This is a genomic window from Streptomyces sp. LS-MS-L19 (assembly GCF_058382285.1).
The window spans coordinates 1,915,814-1,939,488 of the sequence record NZ_JBYCLL010000001.1 but is presented as its reverse complement, the minus strand read 5'-3'; the positions used below and the strand labels follow the sequence as shown (position 1 = coordinate 1,939,488).

Below are 23,675 nucleotides of genomic sequence, written 5' to 3'. Positions count from 1 at the left end.
GGCTCCACCGAGCGCTCGCCGAGCACGCTGATCGGATAAGTCGTACACTGGTCGGTCCACCGCAGGCCGGTTCCCTTCGTGGGAACCGGCCTGCTCGTCCCCCAAGGAGGTACGTGGATGACCAGCACGGTCCCCGCACCATTGACCCGTACGGCAGACGGCTCCGCCCTCCAGGCCGTCCTCCTCGACATGGACGGCACCCTGGTGGACACCGAGGGCTTCTGGTGGGACGTCGAGGTCGAGGTCTTCGCGAGCCTCGGGCACACCCTCGACGACTCCTGGCGGCACGTCGTGGTCGGCGGCCCCATGACCCGCAGCGCCGGCTTCCTCATCGAGGCCACCGGCGCCGACATCACCCTCCCCGAGCTCACCGTCCTGCTCAACCAGGGCTTCGAGGACCGCATCGACCGCGCCCTGCCCCTGATGCCCGGTGCCATGCGGCTGCTCGGCGAACTCTCCGCGCACCGGATCCCCACGGCCCTGGTCTCCGCCTCGCACCGGCGCATCATCGACCGCGTCCTCACCTCCCTCGGCCCCCAGCACTTCGCCCTCACGGTCGCCGGGGACGAGGTGCCGCGCACCAAGCCGCACCCCGACCCCTATCTGTTCGCCGCCGCCGGACTCAGCGCGGATCCGGCCAGATGCGCGGTCGTCGAGGACACCGCGACCGGAGTCGCCGCCGCCGAGGCCGCCGGCTGCCAGGTCGTGGCCGTGCCCTCCGTCGCCCCCATCCCGCCCGCCCCCGGACGGACCGTCGTCGGCTCCCTCGAAGAGATCGACCTGACTTTTCTGCGCGGCTTGATCAACCTTCGATGACGGAAATGCCTCCGGTGTTCACCCAGCGTGCAACGCGGATAGCGCGGTAATTCCCCAGATCCCCGTCGCAGGAATTCGAAGCGCGCCGGATGGCCGAATTCCGGTCGGCTGCCGCCCCGTTACGGGTGTGAGGTTCCCCACTCGACGGAGGCTCGACAGCCGGGCGCGGCTGTGCCGGACGCCCCGCTTCCGGGGTTCCGGCCGTGCCCATGTGTCCCGATTGATGGAATCCTGCACTAATCCTTCCCCCGTCGGGTTTTCGGTGCGTCCGCACCCGGTTCCGCTGTGTGATGGCACTTCAACTCCGGTGCCCGCGAACCCTCCTTCAGGTGCGGACTAATCTCCTGCTGAGAACATCGCCCCACCCCCGTGATCCGCCGCACCACCCATGCATGCCGGGTACACGGACCCAAGAGCTCTGGAGAAACTCGAGCATGAACCGCAAGACTTTGGTGCTGCCGGCCGTCATCGGTCTGCTCGCGCCGGTACTCGCCGCCTGCGGCGGGACCGACAGCGGCAGTGGCTCGAGCGATGCGATCGTCGTCGGCACCACCGACCGGTTCACCGCCACCAAGGACGCTCCGGCGCCGCTCGACCCCGCCTACGCCTACGACGTCGGCACCTGGAACGTCCTGCGCCAGACCGTGCAGACCCTGATGATCCAGCCCAAGGGCGACGGCGACCCCGTCCCCGAGGCCGCCCAGTCCTGCGGTTTCAGCGACAGCGGCAACGAACGCTACGTCTGCACCCTGCGCGACGGCCTGAAGTTCGCCAACGGCGACGCCATCACGGCGGCCGACGTGAAGTACTCCATCGACCGCGCCCGTGCCCTCAAGGCCGACTCCGGCGTCTTCGCCCTGCTGTCCACCATCGACACCGTCGAGACCAAGGGCGACCGCGAGGTCATCTTCCACCTCAAGACCGCCGACGCCACCTTCCCGTACAAGCTGTCGACCCCGGTCGCCGGCATCGTCAACCCCGACGACTACGAGAAGCGCAAGCTCCGCGACGGCTTCGACGTCGACGGCTCCGGCCCCTACACCATGAAGGCCGACGTCAAGAACGACGAGCTCGTCGACGCCGTGTTCACCAAGAACCCCAACTACAAGGGGGCGTTGACGGTGAACAACGACAAGGTCGAACTGCGCTCCTTCAGCGACGCCGACGCCATGGGCAGCGCCCTCAGCAAGGGCGACATCGACCTGATGACCCGCACCATGTCGCCCACGCAGATCCAGAAGCTCTCGAACACGTCCGGCGGCGACATCGACCTCGTCGAGATGGCCGGCCTGGAGATCCGCTACCTCGCCTTCAACACCAAGGCGCCCTCGGTGAAGTCCAGGGCGGTACGCCAGGCGATGGCCCAGCTGATCAACCGCAGCGAACTCGTCTCCAAGGTCTACGGCACCCAGGCCGAGCCGCTCTTCTCGCTGGTCCCGGCCTCCATCACCGGCCACTCCAACGCGTTCTTCAACAAGTACGGCGACCCGAGCGTCACCAAGGCCAAGTCGCTGCTGAGCCAGGCCAACATCACCACCCCGGTGAAGCTGACCCTCCACTACACGACCGACCACTACGGGCCGGCCACCAAGGAGGAGTTCGAGGACCTGCAGAAGCAGCTCAACGACAGCGGGCTCTTCGACGTCAGCATCCAGGGCACTCCCTGGGACACCTTCCGCCCGGCCGAGCAGAAGGGCAAGTACGACGTCTACGGCATGGGCTGGTTCCCGGACTTCCCCGACGCCGACAACTACCTCGCGCCCTTCCTCGACAAGGACAACTTCCTCGGCTCGCCGTACGACAACAGCGAGATCCGCAACACCCTGATTCCGGACTCCCGCCGCGAAGCCGACCGCATCGCCGCAGCCGGAAGCCTCACCGAGATCCAGGACATCGTCGCCGACGACGTCCCCGTGCTGCCGCTGTGGCAGGGCAACCAGTACGTCGCCGCACGCGACGACGTCACGGGCACCGCCTACGTGCTCAACTCCTCGTCGACGCTGCAGCTGTGGGAACTCGGCAAGGGCGTGAGCGGCTGACCGGCCGACGCACCCTTCGCCCCGGGCCGCGGCGGACCGGCCCGGGATTCCAAAAGAATCGACGACAAGGCACTCGCACGTGAACAAGCGCATCCAGTGGCCTGTCCTGCCCCTCGTGGCAGGGCTGGCCTCCGGCCTGCTGACCGGCTGCGGCACGGACTCGGGTGACTCCGGTTCCGGAGGCTCCTCCGTGGTCATGGGGATGTCCGACGACGTCCTCGCCACCGACCCGGCCTCCGGCTACGACCCCGGCTCGTGGCTGTTGTTCAACAACGTCTTCCAGTCGCTGCTCAGCTTCCCCAAGGGCGGCACCGAACCGGAGCCGGACGCCGCCGAGAAGTGCGAGTTCACCGACACCCAGACCAAGGTGTACGAGTGCACCCTCAAGGACGGCCTCACGTTCAGCAACGGTGACGCGCTCACGTCGGAGGACGTCAAGTTCTCCTTCGACCGCACGCTGAAGATCAACGACGACGCCGGCCCGGCGATCATGTTCCCGATGCTCGACAAGGTCGAGACCCCGGACGTCAAGACCGTCGTCTTCAAGCTCAACACCCCGGACGCCACCTTCCCCAGCAAGATCGCGTCCGGCGCCGGCTCGATCGTCGACCACGCCGAGTACGACGCCGACGGCCTCCGCAAGGACGGCAAGGCGGTCGGCTCCGGCCCGTACAAGCTCGACTCGTTCGACGACGACCAGGCCGTCTTCTCCGTCAACGAGAACTACAAGGGCACCGCCGAGACCCATAACTCCGGGGTCACGCTCAAGTTCTTCCACGGCGACCAGGGCGCCCTGAAGACCGCCCTGACCGACAACAAGATCGACCTCGCCTACCGCGGTCTGACCGCCGGCGACATCACCGACATCGAGAACGCCTCACCCGACTCCGGAGTCGAGGTCGTCGAGGGCACCAGCGCCGAGGTCCAGCACCTCGTCTTCAACATGAACGACCCGGTCACGGGCCGGATCGGCGTCCGCAAGGCGATCGCCTACCTGCTCGACCGCGAGGCGCTCATCCACGACGTCTACCAGGGCACCGCCACCGCGCTCTACTCGATCATCCCGGCCGGTATCGCGGGCCACAACACGGCCTTCTTCGACACCTACGGCGCCCAGCCCTCCCGGGCCAAGGCCGCCACGGCGCTCGCCGACGACAACATCACCGGCAAGGTCAAGCTGACCCTGTGGTCGACCCCGTCCCGCTACGGCCCGGCCACCGACCAGGAACTCAAGACGATCGCGAAGCAGCTCAACGCCAGCGGGCTGTTCGACGCCGACGTGAAGTCCGTGGCCTTCGACCAGTACGAGAAGGACATCGCGGCCGGAAAGTACGGCGTCTACGTCAAGGGCTGGGTGCCCGACTACCCGGACGCCGACAACTTCACGGCCCCCTTCTTCGGCAAGGGCAACGTGCTGGACAACAACTACAGCAACAGCAAGATCACCGGCTCGCTGATCCCCGAGACGGCCGCCCAGCCGGACCGCTCCGCCACGGACGACCACTTCGGCACCCTCCAGGACATCGTCGCCAAGGACGTCCCCGTCCTGCCGGTCTGGCAGGCCAAGCAGTACGCCGTCGTCCGCGACGACGTCTACGGCCTGGAGTACTGCCTCGACGCCTCGACCGTCTTCCGCTTCTGGGAGCTCAGCAAGGGCTGAGCGGACACCGCGACGCGCTGAGCGGGCCACCGCACAGGAAGAGGGCGCCCCCTGTCAGGAAGGGGGCGCCCTCTTCGCCGTACGCCTGGAGGCGCCTTCGCCGGACGCGTCGTACGCCTGCCGCGCTACTGCGCGCCGGGGCGGACCAGTCCGCTCTCGTACGCGTACACCGCGGCCTGCACCCGGTCCCGCAGCCCCAGTTTCGTCAAAACGTGCCCCACATGCGTCTTCACGGTGGTCTCGCTGACGAACAGGTCCGCGGCGATCTCCGCGTTGGACAGCCCGCGCGCCACCAGCTTCAGCACCTCGACCTCACGGTCGGTGAGCGTGTGCAGGGTGTCCGGCACCGGCTCGTCACCGGACGGCAGATGCGTGGCGTACTTGTCGAGCAGCCGGCGCGTGATGCTCGGCGCCAGCATCGCCTCACCCGCGGCCACCACCCGGATCGCCTGCACGAGCTCGTTGGCCGGAGCGTCCTTCAGCAGGAACCCGCTGGCCCCCGCCCGCAACGCCTCCACCACGTACTCGTCGAGGTCGAACGTGGTCAGCACCAGCACCTTCGCCGGACCGTCCCGTCCGGGCCCGGTGATCTGCCGGGTCGCCTCCACACCGTCCATCCGCGGCATACGGATGTCCATCAGGACCACGTCGGGCTGGAGCGCCCGCACCTGGTCGAGAGCCTGAAGACCGTCTCCGGCCTCGCCCACGACCGCGATGTCCTGCTCGGCCTCCAGGATCATCCGGAAGCCGGTTCGCAGCAGCGGCTGGTCGTCGACCAGTAGGACGCGGATGGCCACGTAAATCTCCTTCGCTAGCCCGGCCCCATTCTGCCCTGCTCGCCGGTCGCGGACTTCACCGGCAGTGGGTAGGGCGGGGGAGTGCCGCCGAACTCCGGGCAGTGCTCCTGGTGGTCGCACCAGCCGCACAGCTTGGTCGGGCGGGGCCGCCAGTCGCCCGTCTCCGTGGCCAGCCGGATCGCCTCCCACAGCGCCAGCAGCTTGCGCTCCACCCGCTCCAGGTCGGCGAGGACGGGGTCGTAGGTCAGGACGTCACCGCTGCCGAGATAGACCAGCTGGAGCCGGCGCGGGATCACGTTCTTCAGCCGCCACACCACCAGGGCGTAGAACTTCATCTGGAACAGCGGGCCCTCGGCGTACTCCGGCCGGGGCGCCTTGCCCGTCTTGTAGTCGACGATCCGCACCTCACCGGTCGGCGCCACGTCGACCCGGTCGATGATGCCGCGCAGCGTCAGCCCCGACTCCAGCCGCGTCTCGACGAACAGCTCGCGCTCGGCGGGTTCCAGGCGCGTCGGGTCCTCCAGCGTGAACCACCGCTCCACGAGCCGCTCCGCCTCACCCAGCCAGCGCGCCAGCCGCTCGCCGTCCGGATCGTCGGCGAACAGCTCGACCACTTCCGGGCGGCTCTCCCTCAGCCGGTCCCACTGCCCCGGGATCAGCGACTTGGCCGCGGGCGCGGTCCGCTCACCGGCCGGCACGTCGAAGAGCCGCTCCAGCACGGAGTGCACGAGGGTCCCCCGCGTCGCCGCCTCACTCGGCTTCTCCGGCAGCCGATCGATCACCCGGAACCGATACAGCAGGGGACACTGCATGAAGTCCCCGGCCCGCGAGGGCGAGAGCGAGGCAGGCGCGACGGCTCCACCGCCAGAACCCCGGCCCCCCGGGGCGAGGCTCACATCTACGACGACAGCGCCTCCCGCTTGCGCGGGGCCGGGCGGAGGTGGTTCCTCAACCGTGCCGGGGGCGGTTGCGGCGGGTTCCGGGACTGTGAGGGGGGTGGCTGCGGCGGGTTCCTCGATCGTGCCGAGTTCGGCTGCGGGGGACTCCTCCAGGGTCTCGGGGCCGGCCGCGTGTTGCCCGCCCACCCCCGCTGGGGCTGCGGCGGGGCCGTCGATCGTCTCGGGGAGGGCCGCGAACTGCTCCCCGGCTGTCTCGGGGGTGGCTGCGGTGGGTTCTCCAACCGCTCTGGGTTCCGCAGCGGAGGGTGCCGCGACCACTTCTGGTGCAGGTGTGCCCGGTTCCGCGGTCGTGTCGGGCCCGGTCGTGAGGGGGGCTTCGACGGCCGCGGGAGCTGTTGTGCCCGGTTCCGCCGCGCCCGCGTCGGGCGAGTCAGGTCCCCCTATCGCGTCGGGGCGGGGCGTGAGGGGTTGCTCGGTCGTACCCCGGGTGGCCGTGGGGGTCTCGGGCTGTGGCGTTGCCTGCGCGGCCCCCGGGCCCGCGGGCTCGACCGGGGCTTCGGTTGCCGTTTCGGCCGGGCCCTCCGTGCTCGTCTCCATGACCACAGACCATACGGCCCGCCACTGACAGTGACCCAGCCGCGACCGTGACGGCTGCGACGCCTGAGGAAACACAGGGGGTGCCGGGGCGGAACGCGTCGCGACCGCCGCATACCATCGACCCGAGACCCTTCCGCACGGCAGACGCGGAAGACGCTTCGAACGAGGGGACATCGTGGACGAGAGCGGCGGGAGCGGGCAGCCGCGATCCGGCACGGACGGGTCGGCCAAGCCCCACGCAGGGCCCCCGGCCCCGACCACCGACCCCACGCCCCCCGACCCCCACGACAACGGGACCCGGCCGACCGCCGACCCGACCGTCGAAGCCACCGACGCCGACGCCGCACCACAGCCGGCCACGGACACCCCGGCGTCCGAGAACGCCGACAGCTCCGACACTTCCGCACCCGTCGACGCGAGCGATGCAACCGAAGCAGGGGCTACCGAACACCCGGCCGAAGCCCCCACCCCGGACACCGCCGAACACACCGACGCGACACGGCAACCCGGCCCCGGCCATCCCCACACCGACGCCGGACAGCTCCAGCCCCCGGCCGACCACCACCGCACCCTCGCCCACTCCGGCCCCACCCCCAAGAACCCCCCACCCCAGTCCCCCCAGCCCCGCGGCGGCCTTCTCATGGGCCGCCCCTTCGGCGTGCCCGTCTACGTCGCCCCCAGCTGGTTCCTGGTCGCCGCGCTCATCACCTGGGTGTTCGGCGGCCAGCTGGAACGCGTGCTGCCGGAACTCGGCGCCGCCCGCTACCTGGTCTCCCTCTTCTTCGCGGTCGCCTTCTACGCCTCGGTCCTGGTCCACGAACTCGCCCACACCGTCGCCGCCCTCCGCTTCAAACTCCCCGTCCGCCGCATCCAGCTCCAGTTCTTCGGCGGCGTCTCCGAGATCGAGAAGGAAGCCGAGACCCCCGGCCGCGAGTTCGTGCTGGCGTTCGTCGGCCCGCTGCTCTCCCTGGTCCTCGCCGGCGTCTTCTACCTCGCCATGCAGCCCGTCGAACCCGGCACGGTCCCCGGCGTCCTGCTCGCCGGCCTGATGGTCTCCAACCTCATCGTGGCCGCCTTCAACCTCCTGCCCGGCCTCCCCCTCGACGGCGGCCGCATGCTCCGCGCCGTCGTCTGGAAGATCACCGGCAAGCCCATGAGCGGCACCATCGCCGCCGCCTGGGTCGGCCGCGCCCTCGCCGTCTGCGTCCTCATCGGCCTCCCGCTGCTCACCCAGTCCGGAGCCCTCGGTTCCTCCGCCGAGGACAACGTCGGCATGGACACCGTGATGGACGCCCTGCTCGCCGCGATCCTCGCCGCGATCATCTGGACCGGCGCCGGCAACAGCCTGCGCATGGCCCGCCTGCGCGAACACCTCCCCGAACTGCGCGCCCGCACCCTCACCCGCCGCGCGGTCCCCGTCGAGACCGACACCCCCCTCTCCGAGGCCCTGCGCCGCGCCAACGACGCCGGCGCCCGCGCCCTGGTCGTCGTCGACGCCGAGGGCACCCCGCTCTCCCTCGTCCGCGAGGCCGCCATCGTCGGCGTACCGGAACACCGCCGCCCCTGGGTCGCCGTCAGCGGCCTCGCCCAGGACCTCACCGACGGCATGCGCGTCTCCGCGGAACTCGCGGGGGAGGACCTCCTCGACGCCCTGCGCGCGACCCCGGCGACCGAGTACCTCGTCGTCGAGGAGACCGGCGAGATCTACGGCGTCCTGTCCGCCGCCGATGTCGAGCGGGCCTTCGTGAAGGCCATGGCCAGACCGTCCTAGTGGTCGGCGGCCCCTCCCGGGACCGGTAGGCTGTTCACATGTCCGAACCGACCGGTGCCGCCCGCAGGCGCGGGCCCTTCAAGGTCGGGGACCAGGTTCAGCTGACCGACCCCAAGGGCCGCCACTACACGTTCACGCTCGAAGAGGGAAAGAACTTCCACACCCACAAGGGTTCCTTCCCGCACGACGAGCTGATCGGCGCACCCGAGGGCAGCGTTGTCCGCACCACCGGTAACGTCGCCTACCTCGCGCTGCGCCCCCTGCTCCCCGACTACGTCCTGTCCATGCCCCGCGGCGCCGCCGTGGTCTACCCCAAGGACGCGGGGCAGATCCTCGCCTTCGCCGACATCTTCCCCGGCGCCCGCGTCGTGGAGGCGGGCGTCGGCTCCGGCTCGCTCAGCAGCTTCCTGCTGCGCGCCATCGGCGACCAGGGCATGCTGCACAGCTACGAGCGGCGCGAGGACTTCGCCGAGATCGCCCAGCAGAACGTCGAGCGCTACTTCGGCGGCCCCCACCCCGCCTGGCAGCTCACCGTCGGCGACCTCCAGGACAACCTGTCCGACACCGACGTCGACCGCGTCATCCTCGACATGCTCGCCCCCTGGGAGTGCCTGGAGGCCGTCTCCAAGGCCCTCGTCCCCGGCGGCATCCTCTGCTGCTACGTCGCCACCACCACCCAGCTCGCCCGGACCGTCGAGTCCATCCGCGAGATCGGCTCCTTCAACGAGCCGACCGCCTGGGAGACGATGATCCGCAACTGGCACATCGAGGGCCTCGCCGTCCGCCCGGACCACCGGATGATCGGCCACACCGGCTTCCTGCTCACCGCCCGCCGCCTCGCCGACGGCGTCGAGCCCCCCATGCGCCGCCGCCGCCCCGCCAAGGGCGCCTACGGCGAGGACTACGCCGGCCCCAACGCCGACGGAGGCGCCGGCCGCTAGGGCGGCCCCGTGCCGCACTCAACGTAAGGGCGCCGGGGTGGAGTTCCCGCAGACCAGGGGAACTCCACCCCGGCGCCTTCGTGTTGACGCGGTGGCAGGACCCCCGCGGGACGTAACCAGGACAAGTACCCACCCCGCCGTTCCCCCGACCTGTGACGTGTGGCACCATGCTGGCCACCCACCCCCACCGGCACAGCCCTCACAGGAGACGCTCCTAGTGCAGCAATCCGCCGTCCCGGAACTGGCACACACGCACACCCGCCCGATCCACTGGGTCGCCACCGCCACCGCCGTGGCGGCAGTCGTGGCCTTCTCCTCGGTCCTCCAGCCCAACCCCGCGACGGCGGCACAGGCGGCCGGCCCCGAAGCCAGAACCGCCCCGGTGGTCACCACCGCACCCGATCCCGCGGACGTCCGCTTCCCGATCGACTGCGGCCCGGTCAGAGCGAAGGTGCAGAAACGGGTCTCCGGAGACCTCGACGGCGACGGACGGCCGGAAACCGTCGTAGTGGTGCACTGCGACGCCCCCATGGGCACCCCGCCCGACGCCGTCTACGTCATCACGCGCGCGAAGGACTCCGGCGAACCCCGGGTGGTCGCCACGCTGCTGAGCCCGAAGAGCCGCAACACCGTCACCGACTTCACGGTCAGCGACGGAGCCGTGGAGGCGACCCTGCTCGGCTACTCCACGTCCGACGTACCCAGTTGCTGCCCGGACGTGACGGACAAGGCGAAGTGGCAGTGGAAGGACGGCGCGTTCGTCCGCTCGACCCCGGCGGGCACGCACACCGTCTGACCGAAGCGATCACATCTGTGAGAAATCAGACAAGAGTCACGCGGAGTGCCGTCGCGGTCACTCCGCGTCCGGGCCGTAGACCTCGACGCTGTCCGAAACTCGCCGTACATGAATGCACTCACCCGGACACTCCTTCGCGGAGTCGACCACATCGGTGAGAAGCGGCAGCGGAACGGGCGTTGTGGCGCCCCTGTCCTGCAGAAGCTCGTCGTCCGCGCCCTTCACATAGGCCAGACCGTCGATGTCCAGCTCGAACACCTCGGGCGCGTACTGGACGCAGATGCCGTCACCCGTACACAGGTCCTGATCGATCCAGACCTCCAGGGTCTCGCCGCCGGCCCCGGCCTCCTGCTGCACGCTCATCTCTCCTGCCGTTTACAAGTCGAGCTGGACGGGAATCCGGCCAGCTCTGACGGGTGTTGAACACTTCGACCCTACCTCCGGCAGCTTTCCAATCTTGTTCGGTGGGTATTCCCCTGGCGTGAGGGAGAGCGCAAGGGTGAAGATCGGACACACCTCGACAGTCTTTGTGATCTAGGGGTTTCAATCGACACCCACCCAGGTAGGGTCTGGAAGCGTCCAGCTCCCCTTGGAGGAGGTGAGGACCGTGGCAGCCCACGACGACGACATGAACCGCGGCATCCGCCCGGGACGAGGGTCCGACGACCCGGCCGGGCAGATTGCCTACCTTGAGCAGGAAATCGCCGTCCTGCGGCGCAAGCTCGCCGACTCTCCGCGGCACACGAGGATTCTCGAAGAGCGGATCGTCGAGCTGCAGACCAACCTGGCCGGCGTATCCGCACAGAACGAGCGACTCGCCAACACGCTCCGTGAGGCCCGCGACCAGATCGTGGCCCTCAAGGAAGAGGTCGACCGGCTCGCACAGCCCCCGGCCGGATTCGGCGTCTTCCTCGAAGCGAACGAGGACGGCACCGCCGACATCTTCACCGGCGGCCGCAAACTGCGGGTGAACGTCAGCCCCAGCGTCGAACTCGAAGAGCTCCGGCGCGGCCAGGAAGTGATGCTCAACGAAGCTCTCAACGTGGTCGAGGCCATGGAGTTCGAGAGCGTCGGCGACATCGTCACCCTCAAGGAGGTCCTCGAGGACGGCGAGCGCGCCCTCGTGCAGGGGCACACCGACGAGGAACGGGTGGTACGGCTCGCCGAGCCGCTGCTGGACATCACCATCCGCCCCGGCGACGCCCTGCTGCTCGAACCCCGATCCGGCTACGTCTACGAGGTCGTCCCCAAGAGCGAGGTCGAGGAACTCGTCCTCGAAGAGGTCCCCGACATCGGCTACGAGCAGATCGGTGGACTCGGCGGCCAGATCGAGGCCATCCGGGACGCGGTCGAGCTCCCGTACCTCTACCCGGACCTGTTCAAGGAGCACGAACTGCGCCCGCCCAAGGGCGTCCTGCTCTACGGGCCCCCCGGATGCGGAAAGACGCTCATCGCCAAGGCCGTCGCCAACTCGCTGGCCAAGAAGGTCGCCGAGGTCACCGGCCAGGCCACCGGCAAGAGCTTCTTCCTCAACATCAAGGGCCCCGAGCTCCTCAACAAGTACGTCGGCGAGACCGAGCGGCAGATCCGCCTCGTCTTCCAGCGTGCTCGCGAGAAGGCCAGCGAGGGCACCCCCGTCATCGTCTTCTTCGACGAGATGGAGTCCCTCTTCCGCACCCGCGGCTCCGGGGTCAGCTCGGACGTGGAGAACACCATCGTCCCGCAGCTCCTCGCCGAGATCGACGGCGTCGAAGGCCTGCAGAACGTGGTCGTGATCGGTGCCTCCAACCGCGAGGACATGATCGACCCCGCCATCCTGCGCCCCGGCCGCCTCGACGTGAAGATCAAGATCGAGCGTCCCGACGCCGAGGCCGCCAAGGACATCTTCGGCAAGTACCTCACCGAGCGCCTCCCCCTGCACTCCGACGACCTCGGCGAGCACGGCGGCAGCAAGGCCACCACCGTCCAGAGCATGATCCAGACGGCCGTGGAACACATGTACGCCGAATCCGAGGAAAACCGCTTCCTGGAAGTCACCTACGCCAACGGAGACAAGGAAGTCCTCTACTTCAAGGACTTCAACTCCGGCGCCATGATCGAGAACATCGTCGGCCGCGCCAAGAAAATGGCGATCAAGGACTTCCTCGACCACAACCAGAAGGGCCTCCGCGTCTCCCACCTCCTCCAGGCCTGCGTGGACGAGTTCAAGGAGAACGAGGACCTGCCCAACACCACCAACCCGGACGACTGGGCCCGCATCTCCGGAAAGAAGGGCGAACGGATCGTCTACATCCGTACCCTCATCACCGGAAAGCAGGGCGCCGACACCGGACGCTCCATCGACACGGTGGCGAACACCGGTCAGTACCTGTAAAGACAGGGCGGCTGCGGGTGCCCACAACGGGGTACCCGCAGCCGACTGTTTTTCAGGCAACTAACCGGACCAAAGGCGAGCAAGGCAATGACGCAAATGATCTCCCCACCAGCGCAAAGCCGTTCTAGGCTCTTCGGTACCGCCGAGTCGCGCAGTGCGGGGACGGGCACCGCACACGCACCGGAGCGCCAGCGGTACTTGAGCGCCGCCCCCGACCGAGGGCGTCGCCGGGCAAGGAGGGCCGCATGACCGTACGGCGAGTAATGGGCATCGAGACGGAGTACGGGATCTCCGTCCCCGGCCACCCCAACGCCAATGCCATGCTCACCTCATCCCAGATCGTCAACGCCTACGCGGCGGCGATGCACCGGGCCCGCCGGGCCCGCTGGGACTTCGAGGAGGAAAACCCGCTGCGGGACGCGCGGGGCTTCGACCTCGCCCGCGAGGCCGCAGACTCCAGCCAGCTCACCGACGAGGACATCGGCCTCGCCAACGTCATCCTCACCAACGGCGCACGACTCTACGTCGACCACGCACACCCCGAATACAGCGCCCCCGAGGTCACCAACCCCCGCGACGCCGTCCTCTGGGACAAGGCCGGCGAACGCATCATGGCCGAGGCCGCCGAGCGCGCCGCGGCGCTCCCGGGCGCCCAGCCCATCCACCTCTACAAGAACAACACCGACAACAAGGGCGCCTCCTACGGCACGCACGAGAACTACCTGATGAAGCGGGAGACCCCCTTCTCGGACATCGTGCGCCACCTCACGCCCTTCTTCGTCTCCCGCCAGGTCTTCGCCGGCGCCGGCCGCGTCGGCATCGGCCAGGACGGCCACGAACACGGCTTCCAGCTCAGCCAGCGCGCTGACTACTTCGAGGTCGAGGTCGGCCTCGAGACCACCCTCAAGCGCCCGATCATCAACACCCGCGACGAGCCCCACGCCGACGCCGAGAAGTACCGCCGCCTCCACGTGATCATCGGCGACGCGAACCTCTCCGAGATCTCCACCTACCTCAAGCTCGGCACCACCGCCCTGGTCCTGTCGATGATCGAGGACGGCTTCATCGCCGTCGACCTGGCCGTCGACCAGCCGGTGCGCACCCTGCACCAGGTCTCCCACGACCCGACACTCCAACGCCTGGTCACTCTCCGCAGCGGCCGCACACTCACCGCCGTCCAGCTCCAGATGGAGTACTACGAGCTGGCCCGCAAGTACGTCGAGGAGCGGTTCGGCGCGGACGCCGACGATCAGACCAAGGACGTCCTCACCCGCTGGGAGGACACCCTCAACCGGCTCGAGAACGACCCCATGAGCCTCGCCGGCGAGCTCGACTGGGTAGCCAAGCGGGAGCTCATGGAGGGCTACCGGCGCCGCGACGGCCTCGACTGGGACGCCGCCAAGCTCCACCTCCTGGACCTCCAGTACGCCGACGTACGGGCCGACAAGGGCCTCTACAACCGTCTCGCGGCCCGCGGCCGCATCAAGCGCCTGCTGGACGAGAACGAGGTCGAGCGGGCCCGCACCAAGCCCCCGGAGGACACCCGCGCGTACTTCCGCGGCCGCTGCCTGGAGCAGTACGCCGACGACGTCGCCGCGGCCTCCTGGGACTCGGTCATCTTCGACCTCCCGGGCCGGGACTCGCTCCAGCGCGTCCCAACCCTCGAACCGCTTCGCGGAACGCGAAATCACGTCAAGGAGCTGCTGGACCGCTGCCGCACGGCAGAAGACCTGGTCAGGGTGCTGTCCGGCGGCTGAACCGGTCCTTTGGCCGGGCGCTCCCACAGGGTGGAAAACCCGGCCAGAGGGAATCATCGAGATGGCCCCCGTACGTTGTAGGAACTGCGGGGCCGATGTCAGACCCTGCTTGTAGGGTCTGATCAAGAACGTCGAACCGAGCGGGGTGAGGGGTTATGGCGACCAAGGACACCGGCGGCGGACAGCAGAAGGCCACCCGCAACACCGAGGAGGTCGAGGAGCAGACTGCGGAGGCGCAGGGTTCCGAGGACCTCAAGGAACGCCACGAGAAGCTGAGCGACGACGTGGACTCCGTCCTGGACGAAATCGATGATGTGCTCGAAGAAAATGCCGAGGACTTCGTGCGCTCCTTCGTGCAAAAAGGCGGAGAGTAAAGGTCGATTGGTCAGCCTCCCTTCGAAGTGAAGGTTGCGGGGGAGCTGGGTGGCTGAGGAGCTCGACGCCAAGGAATGCAGGAAGTGCGGCCGCGATCTGCCTCTTGCGGTCTTCGCGCGTGACAGGAATCGGCGTGACGGACTCCAGGTGCATTGCCGGGAGTGCGTGGCGGAATACAGCGCCGCGCACTCCCGGCGGCGCCGGGAGGCCATGGGCAAGTCGGTTCGGGAGCACGTGGACGTCCCGGACGGACACAAGCTCTGCCGCACGTGCGGCGAGGTCAAGCCGCACAGTGAGTGGCATCGCAATGCGACCGCCTCCGACGGGCTGTCGACGCGCTGCAAGTCATGCAGGGCAGCTCAGAGTCGGCGGGACCATCTGAAGCGTCAGTACGGCATCACCGAGGCGGAGCGCGACGAGTTGGTCGCCTCTCAAGGGGGCGTCTGCTGCATATGTTTGGCGGCTCTGCCGGAGCATGTGGATCACTGCCACAAGACGGGTAGGGTCCGAGGCGTACTGTGCTTCAGCTGCAATGCCGCACTGGGGCAGTTCAAGGATCGGCCCGATGCCATAAGGCGGGCTGCTGCTTATGTGGAAGGAATCGCGTGGAAGCCAACACTCGTAGCACCGGGCGTCTACCAGCTGCCTTCCTGACGCCTGGGTCGTCGTCCTTCATGGACTTCCTGTCCGAGCATCAGCCGGAGATGCTGCCGGGGAACCGGCAACTGCCGCCCACGCAGGGCGTGATCGAGGCGCCGCACGGGACGACGATCGTCGCCGTCACGTTCCCCGGGGGCGTGGTGCTGGCCGGTGACCGTCGCGCCACCATGGGCAACGTCATCGCCCAGCGGGACATCGAGAAGGTGTTCCCGGCCGACGAGTACTCGGCCGTCGGGATCGCCGGCACCGCCGGTCTCGCCGTGGAGATGGTGAAGCTGTTCCAGCTGGAGCTGGAGCACTTCGAGAAGGTGGAGGGCGCTCAGCTCTCGCTGGAGGGCAAGGCGAACCGGCTGTCCACCATGATCCGGTCCAACCTCGGCATGGCCATGCAGGGCCTCGCCGTCGTACCGCTGTTCGCGGGGTACGACGTGGACCGGGACAAGGGGCGGATCTTCTCCTACGACGTCACCGGCGGCCGTTCCGAGGAGCAGAACTACGCCGCCACCGGCTCCGGTTCGATCTTCGCGCGCGGGGCGATGAAGAAGCTCTTCCGTGCCGACCTGACCGAGGAGCAGGCGACCACGCTCGTGGTGCAGGCCCTGTACGACGCGGCTGACGACGACTCGGCGACCGGTGGTCCCGATGTCGCCCGCCGGATCTACCCGATCGTCACCGTGATCACCGAGGACGGCTTCCGTCGGCTCACCGACGAGGAGTCCTCCGAGATCGCCCGTTCGATTCTCGAGCGGCGGCTGGAGCAGCCCGACGGCCCGCGGGCCGCGCTGCTGTAGGCGTCTGTCGTCTTGTCCAAGGTGATCGCAGTGACTTCCACAGAAAGGGACGGATAACCGGTGTCGACGCCGTTCTATGTTTCCCCTCAGCAGGCGATGGCCGACCGGGCCGAGTACGCCCGCAAGGGCATCGCCCGTGGTCGCAGCCTGGTCGTGCTGCAGTATGCCGACGGCATCGTGTTCGTCGGTGAGAATCCGTCCCGTGCGCTGCACAAGTTCAGCGAGATCTACGACCGGATCGGCTTCGCGGCCGCCGGCAAGTACAACGAGTACGAGAACCTGCGGATCGGTGGTGTGCGGTACGCCGATCTCCGTGGGTACACCTATGACCGTGATGACGTGACCGCGCGTGGTCTGGCCAACGTCTACGCGCAGACGCTGGGCACGATCTTCTCCTCGGCCGGCGAGAAGCCGTACGAGGTGGAGCTGGTGGTGGCGGAGGTCGGTGAGACTCCGGACGGTGACCAGATCTACCGGCTGCCGCACGACGGTTCGATCGTGGACGAGCACGGCTCGGTCGCGGTGGGCGGTAATGCCGAGCAGATCAGCAGCTATCTGGATCAGCGGCACCAGGACGGTGTGAGTCTGGCGGAGGCGCTGAAGCTGGCGGTGCAGGCGCTGTCGCGTGACACCAACGGCAGTGAGCGGGAGATTCCCGCGGAGCGGCTCGAGGTGGCGGTGCTGGACCGTACGCGTCCGCAGCAGCGGAAGTTCAAGCGGATCGTGGGGCGTCAGCTGTCCCGGCTGCTGGAGGCCGAGGGCGCGACCACGGAGGCGGAGAGCGCCGAGGAGCCGGAGGGCTCCGAGGAGGAGTAGTTCCGCGGAGCGGTGTGTCCCTGCTGTGCCCCGGCCGATCTCTCGGCCGGGGCACAGGGCGTTCAGGGGGCGCTGGGCGGGGCCGTGGAGCCTCGTACGACCAACTCGACGGGGATGTCTCCGGCGTCGGGTGTGCGGCCCTCCAGGACGGCCAGGAGGGCCCGCATGCCGTGTTCGCCGAAGAGTTCGGCGTCGAGCCGTACGGTCGTCAGCTCGGGGTCGAGGGCGGTGGCGAGGGCGAGGTCGTCGAGGCCGGTGACGGAGATGTCGTCGGGGACGCGCAGGCCGAGTCGTCGTACGGCTTTGTAGGCGCCGGCGGCGAGTTTGTCGTCGTCGCAGACCAGGGCGGTGGGGCGGGGTCCGGGGGCGGCGAGGGCGGCCTCCGCGGCGGCCAGGGCGCCGTCGATGGAGATGGGGGCGCGGGCCGTGCGGACGGAGGTGCCGGGGACCGTGGCGAGTCGTGCGGCGAGTTCGCGGGCGCGGACCTCGAAGGTCCAGGAGGGCACGTCGGCGGCGAGGTGCAGGAAGCGGCGGTGGCCGAGGTCCAGCAGGTGGATGGCGACCTGGCGGATGCCGTCGGCGATGTCGAGGTTGACGGTGGCGGCGCCGAGGCTGCCGGAGGGGTCGCTGTCGAGCATGACGAGGGGGAGCTGGTCGCCGCGGATGGCGGTGAGGGCGTCTGCGGCCATGGAAGAGGCGATGACGCCGTCGAGGGCCGCCTGGGCGGAGGCGAAGGGGTCGCGGGCGGGGCCGATGCCCTCGGGTGAGGGGTACAGGACGACGCCGAAGCCGTGGTCGGCGGCGACGCGTGCGGCGCCGGTGTAGACGCCGGCGAAGAACTCCGTGGTCAGGGCGGGGACGACCAGGAGGACGGTGCGGGTGCGGCCGAGGCGGAGGTTGCGGGCGGCGAGGTTGGGGCGGTAGCCGAGGTCGCGGGCGGCTTCCCGGACGCGTTCGGCGGTGGCCTCGGAGACCCGGCCGCGCCATTTGTCGCCGAGGACGAGTGAGACGGCGGCCTGGGAGACTCCGGCCGCCTGGGCGACGTCACGACTGGTCGGGCGCGTGTTGCTGCGTGCCACCGCGGGCGTGCTCCTCTGCTGGCGTTCGCCGGGCGCTGCTGCCCTGGGTTCACGCCGGTCGTCTGGACGTCCGAACAGCGCACATGGTACGTATGTGAGCGGACGTTATACGTATTACTTGGAGGCGGGGATGGCCGCGGGTTACCTGGAGATCCTCAGGGCGAGGCACGCGGCACGCCTGCTGACGGGCACGTTGGTGGGGCGGCTGCCCAACGCGACCGCGGCGATCGCCATGGTGCTGTTCGTGCGGTCCGAGGGCGGCACCTACAGCCTGGCGGGCGGCCTCGCGGCGGTGTACGGCGTCGCCAACGCCGTCGGTCAGCCGGTCCTGGGCCGGCTGGTGGACCTGCACGGCCAGCCGCGCGTCCAGCTGCCCGCCGCGGTCCTGTCGGCGCTCGCCATGGCGGGCTTCGCGTTCTGCGGCACCGACCCGCTCGCCCTCGCCTACGCGTGCGTGGCGGCCGCCGGGCTGTTCACACCGCCCCTGGAGGGCGGGCTGCGGGCGCTGTGGCCCTCGGTGCTGCGCCGGGAGGACCAGGTGCACCGGGCGTACGCGATGGACGCCGTGGCACAGGAAGTGATGTTCACCGTGGGCCCGTTGCTGGTGACGCTGTGCGTGTCGCTGTGGTCGGAGCGGGCGGCCCTGCTGGTGTTGAACGCCGTGGGGGTGCTGGGCGCGCTCTCCGTGGCCGTGGCGCCGCCCACGCGCGCGTGGCGGTCCGCGCCGCGTGAGGCGCACTGGCTCGGCGCGCTGCGCTCGCGCGGGCTGCTGGCGATGCTGGGCGCGTTCCTGTTCGTGGGGATCGCGCTGGGGTCCATCACGGTCGCCTCCGTGTCGTACGCCGATGACCACGGCGGGGACGCGGTGTACGGCTGGCTGATGGCCGGGATCGGGCTGGGGGCCCTGGTGGGCGGTACGGCGTACGGGGCGCGGCAGTGGGCGGGGGAGCCGGCGCGGCGACTGCAGGTGCTGGTGGGCTTCCTGGCGGTGTGTTACCTGCCGCTCATGCTGATGCCGGGCGCGGTCGCCATGACGCTGCTCGCGGTGCTCGCCGGGGTGTTCCTGGCGCCGGTCATCGCGTGCGCCTTCGTCCTGGTGGACCGGCACGCGCCGACCGGGACGGTCACCGAGGCCTTCTCGTGGCTCGTGACGACGTTCACCGTGGGCGCCTCGGTCGGAACGGGCCTCGCGGGCCCGGTCGTCGAGCGGGGCGGGGCCCTGTGGGGCTTCGCCGTGCCGGGGGCCGCGGGGGGTGTGTCGTTGCTGGTTCTGCTGGTCACGGGGCGCGTCCTCACAGCTCCCGTGGTGCGGGCGGTAGTTGCGTCGTCGACGGAAAATGATCCAAACCGTGCTGCCGAACCCCGTTTCAGCTCGGGGGATCGGGCGTAATGTTCACTCATGGACCGCCGCATTTTCGGGCTGGAGAACGAGTACGGCGTCACGTGTACGTTCAGGGGACAGCGGCGCCTGTCTCCCGACGAGGTGGCGCGGTACCTCTTCCGCCGTGTCGTGTCATGGGGCCGCAGCAGCAATGTCTTTCTGCGAAACGGCGCACGCCTCTATCTCGACGTGGGCTCACATCCGGAATACGCGACACCCGAATGTGACAACGTGACCGAACTGGTCACCCACGACAAGGCCGGCGAGCGCATTCTCGAAGGACTCCTGGTGGACGCCGAACGACGCCTGCACGAGGAAGGAATCGCGGGCGACGTCTACCTCTTCAAGAACAACACCGACTCGGCCGGAAACTCCTACGGCTGCCACGAGAACTACCTCGTCGCACGCCACGGGGAGTTCTCCCGGCTCGCGGACATTCTCATTCCGTTCCTGGTCACCCGGCAGCTTCTGTGCGGTGCCGGCAAGGTGCTGCAGACCCCGCGGGGCGCGGTGTACTGCGTCAGTCAGCGGGCCGAGCACATCTGGGAGGGCGTCTCCTCGGCGACGACCCGCTCGAGGCCGATCATCAACACCCGCGACGAACCGCACGCGGACGCCGAGCGCTACCGCCGCCTGCATGTCATCGTGGGCGACTCGAACATGTCCGAGACGACCATGCTGCTCAAGGTCGGCGCGACCGACCTGGTGCTGCGCATGATCGAGGCGGGCACCGTGATGCGCGACCTGACCCTGGAGAACCCGATCCGGGCGATCCGCGAGGTCAGCCACGACATCACCGGCCGGCGCAAGGTGCGTCTGGCCAGCGGCCGGGAGGCCTCCGCGCTGGAGGTGCAGCGCGAGTACTACGAGAAGGCCGTGGACTTCGTCGAGCGGCGCGGCATCCGCACCGGCACCGTCGACCAGGTCCTCGAGCTGTGGGGCCGCACGCTGGACGCGATCGAGGCCGAGGACCTCGACCGGATCGGCACCGAGATCGACTGGGTCATGAAGTACAAGCTGATCGAGCGGTACCGGGCCAAGCACAACATGACCATGTCCCACCCGCGGGTCGCGCAGATAGACCTCGCGTATCACGACATTCACCGCCGTCGTGGTCTCTACTACCTTCTGGAGAGGAAGGGTCAAGCCGCCCGTATCTGCAACGACTTGAAGATCTTCGAGGGCAAGTCCGTTCCGCCGCAGACCACTCGGGCCCGGCTGCGCGGTGACTTCATCCGCAGGGCCCAGGAACAGCGCCGGGACTTCACCGTCGACTGGGTGCACCTGAAGCTCAACGACCAGGCGCAGCGCACGGTGTTGTGCAAGGACCCGTTCCGATCGGTCGACGACCGGGTGGAGAAACTGATCGCCGGAATGTGAGCAATGCGTTCCGCGTCACTGCCGGAACGCAACACGGGCGCCGTACGTTTCCCGTACGGCGCCCTTCGCACGCCGTAGAGTTGCGCGCACGCCATCAACAAGATCGACCGATTACGAGGCCCCCACCGTGCGCCGACGCTCACTCATCATTGCCGTTCCCGCAGGACTGGTCACACTCGCCGCATGCGGTGACGACAAGTCCGACTCGAGCAAGGCGAGCGACAGCACGTCACCCTCGGCGTCGTCCTCGGCGCCTCCGGCGCCGCCCGCGCCGAAGATCGTCGACGGACCGCTGCCGGCGATCACCGCGGGCGCCAAGTTCGGTGAGAAGCCGACCGTCGCCAAGGGCAGCGGCGAGCCGTCCGACCAGCTCGCGGTCAAGACGCTGATCACGGGCAACGGCACCACGGTCGCCGAGGGCGACTACGTCCAGGCCCACTACCTCGGCCAGATCTATTCCACCGCGAAGATCTTCGACAACTCCTACGACCGCAAGACGCCGCTGGTGATCCAGCTCGCGCAGAACAGCATCATCGACGGCTGGCGGTACGCCCTGGCGGGCAAGAAGGCCGGCAGCCGTGTCCTGTTCTCCGTCCCGCCGACCTGGGCGTACGGCAAGGAGGGCAACGCGCAGGCGGGCATCAAGGGCACCGACACGCTGGTGTTCGTCGTGGACATCCAGAACTCGTTCAACGGCAAGAGCTCCGCCAAGGGCAAGAACGTCCCGCAGACAGACGCCGCCCTGCCCAAGGTCGGCACCAACACCGACGGCAAGGCCCCCTCCATCGAGGTCCCCAAGAAGGCCGCGCCCACCAAGCTGGTGTCGGAGTACGTCATCGAGGGCGACGGCGACGAGGTCGCGGCCGACAGCACCCTGCTCGTGCAGTACAAGGGCGTGGTGTGGGACTCCGGCAAGGAGTTCGACTCGACGTACAGCAGGAAGCAGCTGGCGTCGTTCTCGCTCCAGCAGGTCGTCAAGGGCTGGGCGCAGGGCCTGACCGGCAAGAAGGTCGGCAGCCGGGTGCTCATCTCCATCCCGCCGAAGCTGGGCTACGGCGACAAGCCGCCGGCCGGCAGCGGTATCGAGAAGGACTCCACGCTGGTCTTCACCGTGGACATCCTGGCGAAGATGTGACGCACGGGGGACATGCGCGCGGGTCCTCGTGGCGGGGATGTAAGACTGGTCCCTGTTGCCTTTCCGTGAACAAGCAGGAGCGAGTGACGTGAGCATCGACAAGCCCGAGATCGACTTCCCTGAGGGCGCGCCCCCGGCGGACCTGGAGATCAAGGACATCTGGGAGGGCGACGGCGAGGTTGCGCAGGCCGGCCAGACCGTCACCGTCCACTACGTGGGCGTCTCCTTCAGCACCGGCGAGGAGTTCGACGCCAGCTGGAACCGCGGTCAGCCCTTCCGTTTCCCGCTGGGCGGCGGCCGGGTCATCAAGGGCTGGGACCAGGGTGTGCAGGGCATGAAGGTCGGTGGCCGTCGCCAGCTGACCATTCCGGCCCACCTCGCCTACGGCAACCAGAGCCCGACCCCGGCGATCAAGCCCGGTGAGACCCTGATCTTCGTGGTCGACCTCATCGCCGTCTGATCGTCGTACCGCGACATCAGAAGAGTCGTAAAAGATCGCGTCGCGGTCGGATCGTCGTACGACATCCGACCGGACCCGATCGACCAGGGTCCATGCCTGTCCGTGCATGGGCCCTCGGCTTTTGCCTTGCTCCTTCGGGGCGGTACGGTCATCGTCCGTAAGCACCATAGGGAGGCGAAGGGCGTCGATGGCCATTGCCAAGGCCGAGCGGCTGATGAACCTGGCGCTGTGTCTGCTCGGGACGCGACGGCCGCTCAGCAAGCGGGAGCTTCGGGAGTCCATCGAGGCCTACCTGGAAGCGAATTCCGACGACTCCTTCAACCGGATGTTCGAGCGCGACAAGGACGATCTGCGCGAACTCGGGCTCGTCATCGAGACCGTTGAGAACCTCGACGGTGAAGTGGGCTATCTCGCGCGGCGGGACAGCAACCGGCTGCCGCCCATCACTCTCGACGCCGAGGAGGCAGCGGCCCTGGGGCTTGCCGCCAAGGTGTGGCAGCAGGCCCGGCTCGCGGGCGCGGCCAGCGGCGCGTTGCAGAAGCTGCGCGCGGCGGGGCTGCCCGAGGACGTCGACCCGTACGAGGCGCATGGCGCCCTGGAGCCGCGCATCCCGGTGCACGAGGCCTCCTTCGAGCCGCTGATGCTCGCCTGCCGCGACCGCCGTCCGGTCGTCTTCGACTACCGCAAGGCCACCGCCGCCCACCCCGAGCCCCGCCATGTCGAACCGTGGGCGCTGGAGTGCTGGCGCGGCCACTGGTACCTGGCCGGGTTCGACCGCGACCGGGGTGCGGAGCGGGTGTTCCGGCTCTCCCGGATCACCGGCAAGGTCCGCTCGCGCGGGACCCGCTTCACCGCACCCGTGCCGGATGTCGTCACCGTCCGCGAGACCGTGGCGGGCTGGGCGGGGGAGACCGCCGACCGCAGCGCGCTGATCCGGCTGCGCACGGGCGCCGGGTACCCCTTGCGGGCGAAGGCCACCGCGGTGCGGGAACTCGGCGACGGCTGGGACGAGTTGGAGATTCCGTACGGCCACGGCCTGGACGCCTGGCTGGTGGAGTTCGGTCCCGACGTGGTGGTCCTGGAGCCTGCCGAGCTGCGGGCCGACGTGGTGGACCGGCTGCGTGCCGTGGCCAAGGGCTGAGGGGGAGCGG

Annotated in this window: 21 protein-coding genes; 17 read left to right on the top strand and 4 right to left on the bottom strand. The window is 69.0% G+C overall.

Annotation, left to right across the window (positions count from 1 at the left end; genetic code table 11):
* Nucleotides 1-117: 117 nt before the first annotated feature.
* The 3 genes from AC2XR2_RS08480 (at nt 118) to AC2XR2_RS08470 (ending at nt 4,515) form a co-directional block, all read left to right on the top strand.
* Nucleotides 118-816: an HAD family hydrolase gene (locus AC2XR2_RS08480; RefSeq protein ID WP_330268033.1), complete on the top strand. Its 699-nt coding sequence runs from the start codon at nt 118-120 to the stop codon at nt 814-816.
* 434 nt (nt 817-1,250) lie between these two features.
* A complete protein-coding gene (locus tag AC2XR2_RS08475) occupies nt 1,251-2,855 on the top strand; it encodes an ABC transporter substrate-binding protein (RefSeq protein WP_449350110.1) in 1,605 nt (534 codons plus the stop codon).
* A 79-nt stretch (nt 2,856-2,934) separates the two neighbouring features.
* Nucleotides 2,935-4,515 (top strand): ABC transporter substrate-binding protein, encoded by a 1,581-nt coding sequence (locus AC2XR2_RS08470; protein ID WP_491514692.1) that lies wholly within the window; start codon nt 2,935-2,937, stop codon nt 4,513-4,515.
* Nucleotides 4,516-4,640: 125 nt separating this feature from the next.
* Here AC2XR2_RS08470 and AC2XR2_RS08465 read toward each other — a convergent pair whose 3' ends face one another.
* Nucleotides 4,641-5,312 carry a response regulator gene (locus AC2XR2_RS08465; RefSeq protein WP_020141342.1) on the bottom strand — a complete coding sequence of 224 codons (672 nt, stop codon included), beginning with the start codon at nt 5,310-5,312 and terminating at the stop codon, nt 4,641-4,643.
* 14 nt (nt 5,313-5,326) lie between these two features.
* Entirely contained in the window at nt 5,327-6,208 is an 882-nt protein-coding gene (locus AC2XR2_RS08460) for a RecB family exonuclease (RefSeq protein WP_491514691.1), read from the bottom strand.
* Nucleotides 6,209-6,983: 775 nt separating this feature from the next.
* On the opposite strand from AC2XR2_RS08460, the gene AC2XR2_RS08455 reads away from it, so the two are divergent.
* The 3 genes from AC2XR2_RS08455 (at nt 6,984) to AC2XR2_RS08445 (ending at nt 10,316) form a co-directional block, all read left to right on the top strand.
* Complete coding sequence (locus tag AC2XR2_RS08455; RefSeq protein WP_491514690.1) at nt 6,984-8,579, top strand: site-2 protease family protein; 1,596 nt, start codon at nt 6,984-6,986, stop codon at nt 8,577-8,579.
* 38 nt (nt 8,580-8,617) lie between these two features.
* Nucleotides 8,618-9,520 (top strand): tRNA (adenine-N1)-methyltransferase, encoded by a 903-nt coding sequence (locus AC2XR2_RS08450; RefSeq protein WP_449350113.1) that lies wholly within the window; start codon nt 8,618-8,620, stop codon nt 9,518-9,520.
* A 217-nt stretch (nt 9,521-9,737) separates the two neighbouring features.
* Nucleotides 9,738-10,316 (top strand): hypothetical protein, encoded by a 579-nt coding sequence (locus tag AC2XR2_RS08445; RefSeq protein ID WP_491514689.1) that lies wholly within the window; start codon nt 9,738-9,740, stop codon nt 10,314-10,316.
* Between the two features lie 57 nt (nt 10,317-10,373).
* On the opposite strand, the gene AC2XR2_RS08440 is transcribed toward AC2XR2_RS08445, so the two are convergent.
* Nucleotides 10,374-10,679, bottom strand: a complete 306-nt coding sequence (locus AC2XR2_RS08440) for a ferredoxin (protein ID WP_330268039.1) — start codon at nt 10,677-10,679, stop codon at nt 10,374-10,376.
* A gap of 244 nt (nt 10,680-10,923) precedes the next feature.
* Between AC2XR2_RS08440 and arc the strand changes: the two genes are divergently transcribed.
* The 6 genes from arc to prcA all read left to right on the top strand — a co-directional run bounded on the left by arc (nt 10,924) and on the right by prcA (nt 17,089).
* On the top strand, nt 10,924-12,690 hold the full coding sequence (arc, locus tag AC2XR2_RS08435) for a proteasome ATPase (RefSeq protein ID WP_330268040.1): 1,767 nt from the start codon (nt 10,924-10,926) through the stop codon (nt 12,688-12,690).
* Nucleotides 12,691-12,935: 245 nt separating this feature from the next.
* Nucleotides 12,936-14,447 carry a depupylase/deamidase Dop gene (dop, locus tag AC2XR2_RS08430; RefSeq protein ID WP_381301227.1) on the top strand — a complete coding sequence of 504 codons (1,512 nt, stop codon included), beginning with the start codon at nt 12,936-12,938 and terminating at the stop codon, nt 14,445-14,447.
* A 155-nt stretch (nt 14,448-14,602) separates the two neighbouring features.
* Nucleotides 14,603-14,821, top strand: coding sequence for a ubiquitin-like protein Pup (locus AC2XR2_RS08425; RefSeq protein ID WP_020141350.1), 219 nt, complete (start codon nt 14,603-14,605; stop codon nt 14,819-14,821).
* A gap of 49 nt (nt 14,822-14,870) precedes the next feature.
* Nucleotides 14,871-15,476 carry an endonuclease VII domain-containing protein gene (locus AC2XR2_RS08420; RefSeq protein WP_491514688.1) on the top strand — a complete coding sequence of 202 codons (606 nt, stop codon included), beginning with the start codon at nt 14,871-14,873 and terminating at the stop codon, nt 15,474-15,476.
* Complete coding sequence (gene prcB, locus AC2XR2_RS08415; protein ID WP_381301232.1) at nt 15,428-16,273, top strand: proteasome subunit beta; 846 nt, start codon at nt 15,428-15,430, stop codon at nt 16,271-16,273. Before AC2XR2_RS08420 ends, prcB begins: the two co-directional genes overlap by 49 nt.
* A gap of 60 nt (nt 16,274-16,333) precedes the next feature.
* On the top strand, nt 16,334-17,089 hold the full coding sequence (gene prcA / locus AC2XR2_RS08410) for a proteasome subunit alpha (protein WP_330268043.1): 756 nt from the start codon (nt 16,334-16,336) through the stop codon (nt 17,087-17,089).
* A gap of 62 nt (nt 17,090-17,151) precedes the next feature.
* Here the strand turns inward: prcA and AC2XR2_RS08405 are convergent, their stop codons facing one another.
* Complete coding sequence (locus AC2XR2_RS08405) at nt 17,152-18,168, bottom strand: LacI family DNA-binding transcriptional regulator (protein WP_491514687.1); 1,017 nt, start codon at nt 18,166-18,168, stop codon at nt 17,152-17,154.
* Between the two features lie 130 nt (nt 18,169-18,298).
* Here AC2XR2_RS08405 and AC2XR2_RS08400 point away from each other — a divergent pair, with 130 nt between their 5' ends.
* The 5 genes from AC2XR2_RS08400 (at nt 18,299) to AC2XR2_RS08380 (ending at nt 23,665) form a co-directional block, all read left to right on the top strand.
* Nucleotides 18,299-19,558 (top strand): MFS transporter, encoded by a 1,260-nt coding sequence (locus AC2XR2_RS08400; protein ID WP_330268045.1) that lies wholly within the window; start codon nt 18,299-18,301, stop codon nt 19,556-19,558.
* 9 nt (nt 19,559-19,567) lie between these two features.
* Nucleotides 19,568-20,929 carry a Pup--protein ligase gene (pafA, locus tag AC2XR2_RS08395; RefSeq protein WP_020117715.1) on the top strand — a complete coding sequence of 454 codons (1,362 nt, stop codon included), beginning with the start codon at nt 19,568-19,570 and terminating at the stop codon, nt 20,927-20,929.
* Nucleotides 20,930-21,056: 127 nt separating this feature from the next.
* Nucleotides 21,057-22,064, top strand: coding sequence for an FKBP-type peptidyl-prolyl cis-trans isomerase (locus tag AC2XR2_RS08390; protein WP_381301237.1), 1,008 nt, complete (start codon nt 21,057-21,059; stop codon nt 22,062-22,064).
* A gap of 88 nt (nt 22,065-22,152) precedes the next feature.
* Entirely contained in the window at nt 22,153-22,524 is a 372-nt protein-coding gene (locus AC2XR2_RS08385; protein WP_020141356.1) for an FKBP-type peptidyl-prolyl cis-trans isomerase, read from the top strand.
* Nucleotides 22,525-22,711: 187 nt separating this feature from the next.
* Complete coding sequence (locus tag AC2XR2_RS08380) at nt 22,712-23,665, top strand: helix-turn-helix transcriptional regulator (protein ID WP_020141357.1); 954 nt, start codon at nt 22,712-22,714, stop codon at nt 23,663-23,665.
* Nucleotides 23,666-23,675 lie beyond the last annotated feature (10 nt).

Excerpts from the sequence above, each read along its gene's own strand:
- AC2XR2_RS08480 (WP_330268033.1), top strand. The coding sequence starts at position 118 with ATGACCAGCACGGTCCCCGCACCATTGACCCGTACGGCAGACGGCTCC.
- AC2XR2_RS08475 (WP_449350110.1), top strand. The coding sequence starts at position 1,251 with ATGAACCGCAAGACTTTGGTGCTGCCGGCCGTCATCGGTCTGCTCGCG.
- AC2XR2_RS08450 (WP_449350113.1), top strand. The coding sequence starts at position 8,618 with ATGTCCGAACCGACCGGTGCCGCCCGCAGGCGCGGGCCCTTCAAGGTC.
- AC2XR2_RS08440 (WP_330268039.1), bottom strand. The coding sequence starts at position 10,679 with ATGAGCGTGCAGCAGGAGGCCGGGGCCGGCGGCGAGACCCTGGAGGTC.
- dop (WP_381301227.1), top strand. The coding sequence starts at position 12,936 with ATGACCGTACGGCGAGTAATGGGCATCGAGACGGAGTACGGGATCTCC.
- AC2XR2_RS08425 (WP_020141350.1), top strand. The coding sequence starts at position 14,603 with ATGGCGACCAAGGACACCGGCGGCGGACAGCAGAAGGCCACCCGCAAC.
- AC2XR2_RS08400 (WP_330268045.1), top strand. The coding sequence starts at position 18,299 with ATGGCCGCGGGTTACCTGGAGATCCTCAGGGCGAGGCACGCGGCACGC.
- pafA (WP_020117715.1), top strand. The coding sequence starts at position 19,568 with ATGGACCGCCGCATTTTCGGGCTGGAGAACGAGTACGGCGTCACGTGT.
- AC2XR2_RS08380 (WP_020141357.1), top strand. The coding sequence starts at position 22,712 with ATGGCCATTGCCAAGGCCGAGCGGCTGATGAACCTGGCGCTGTGTCTG.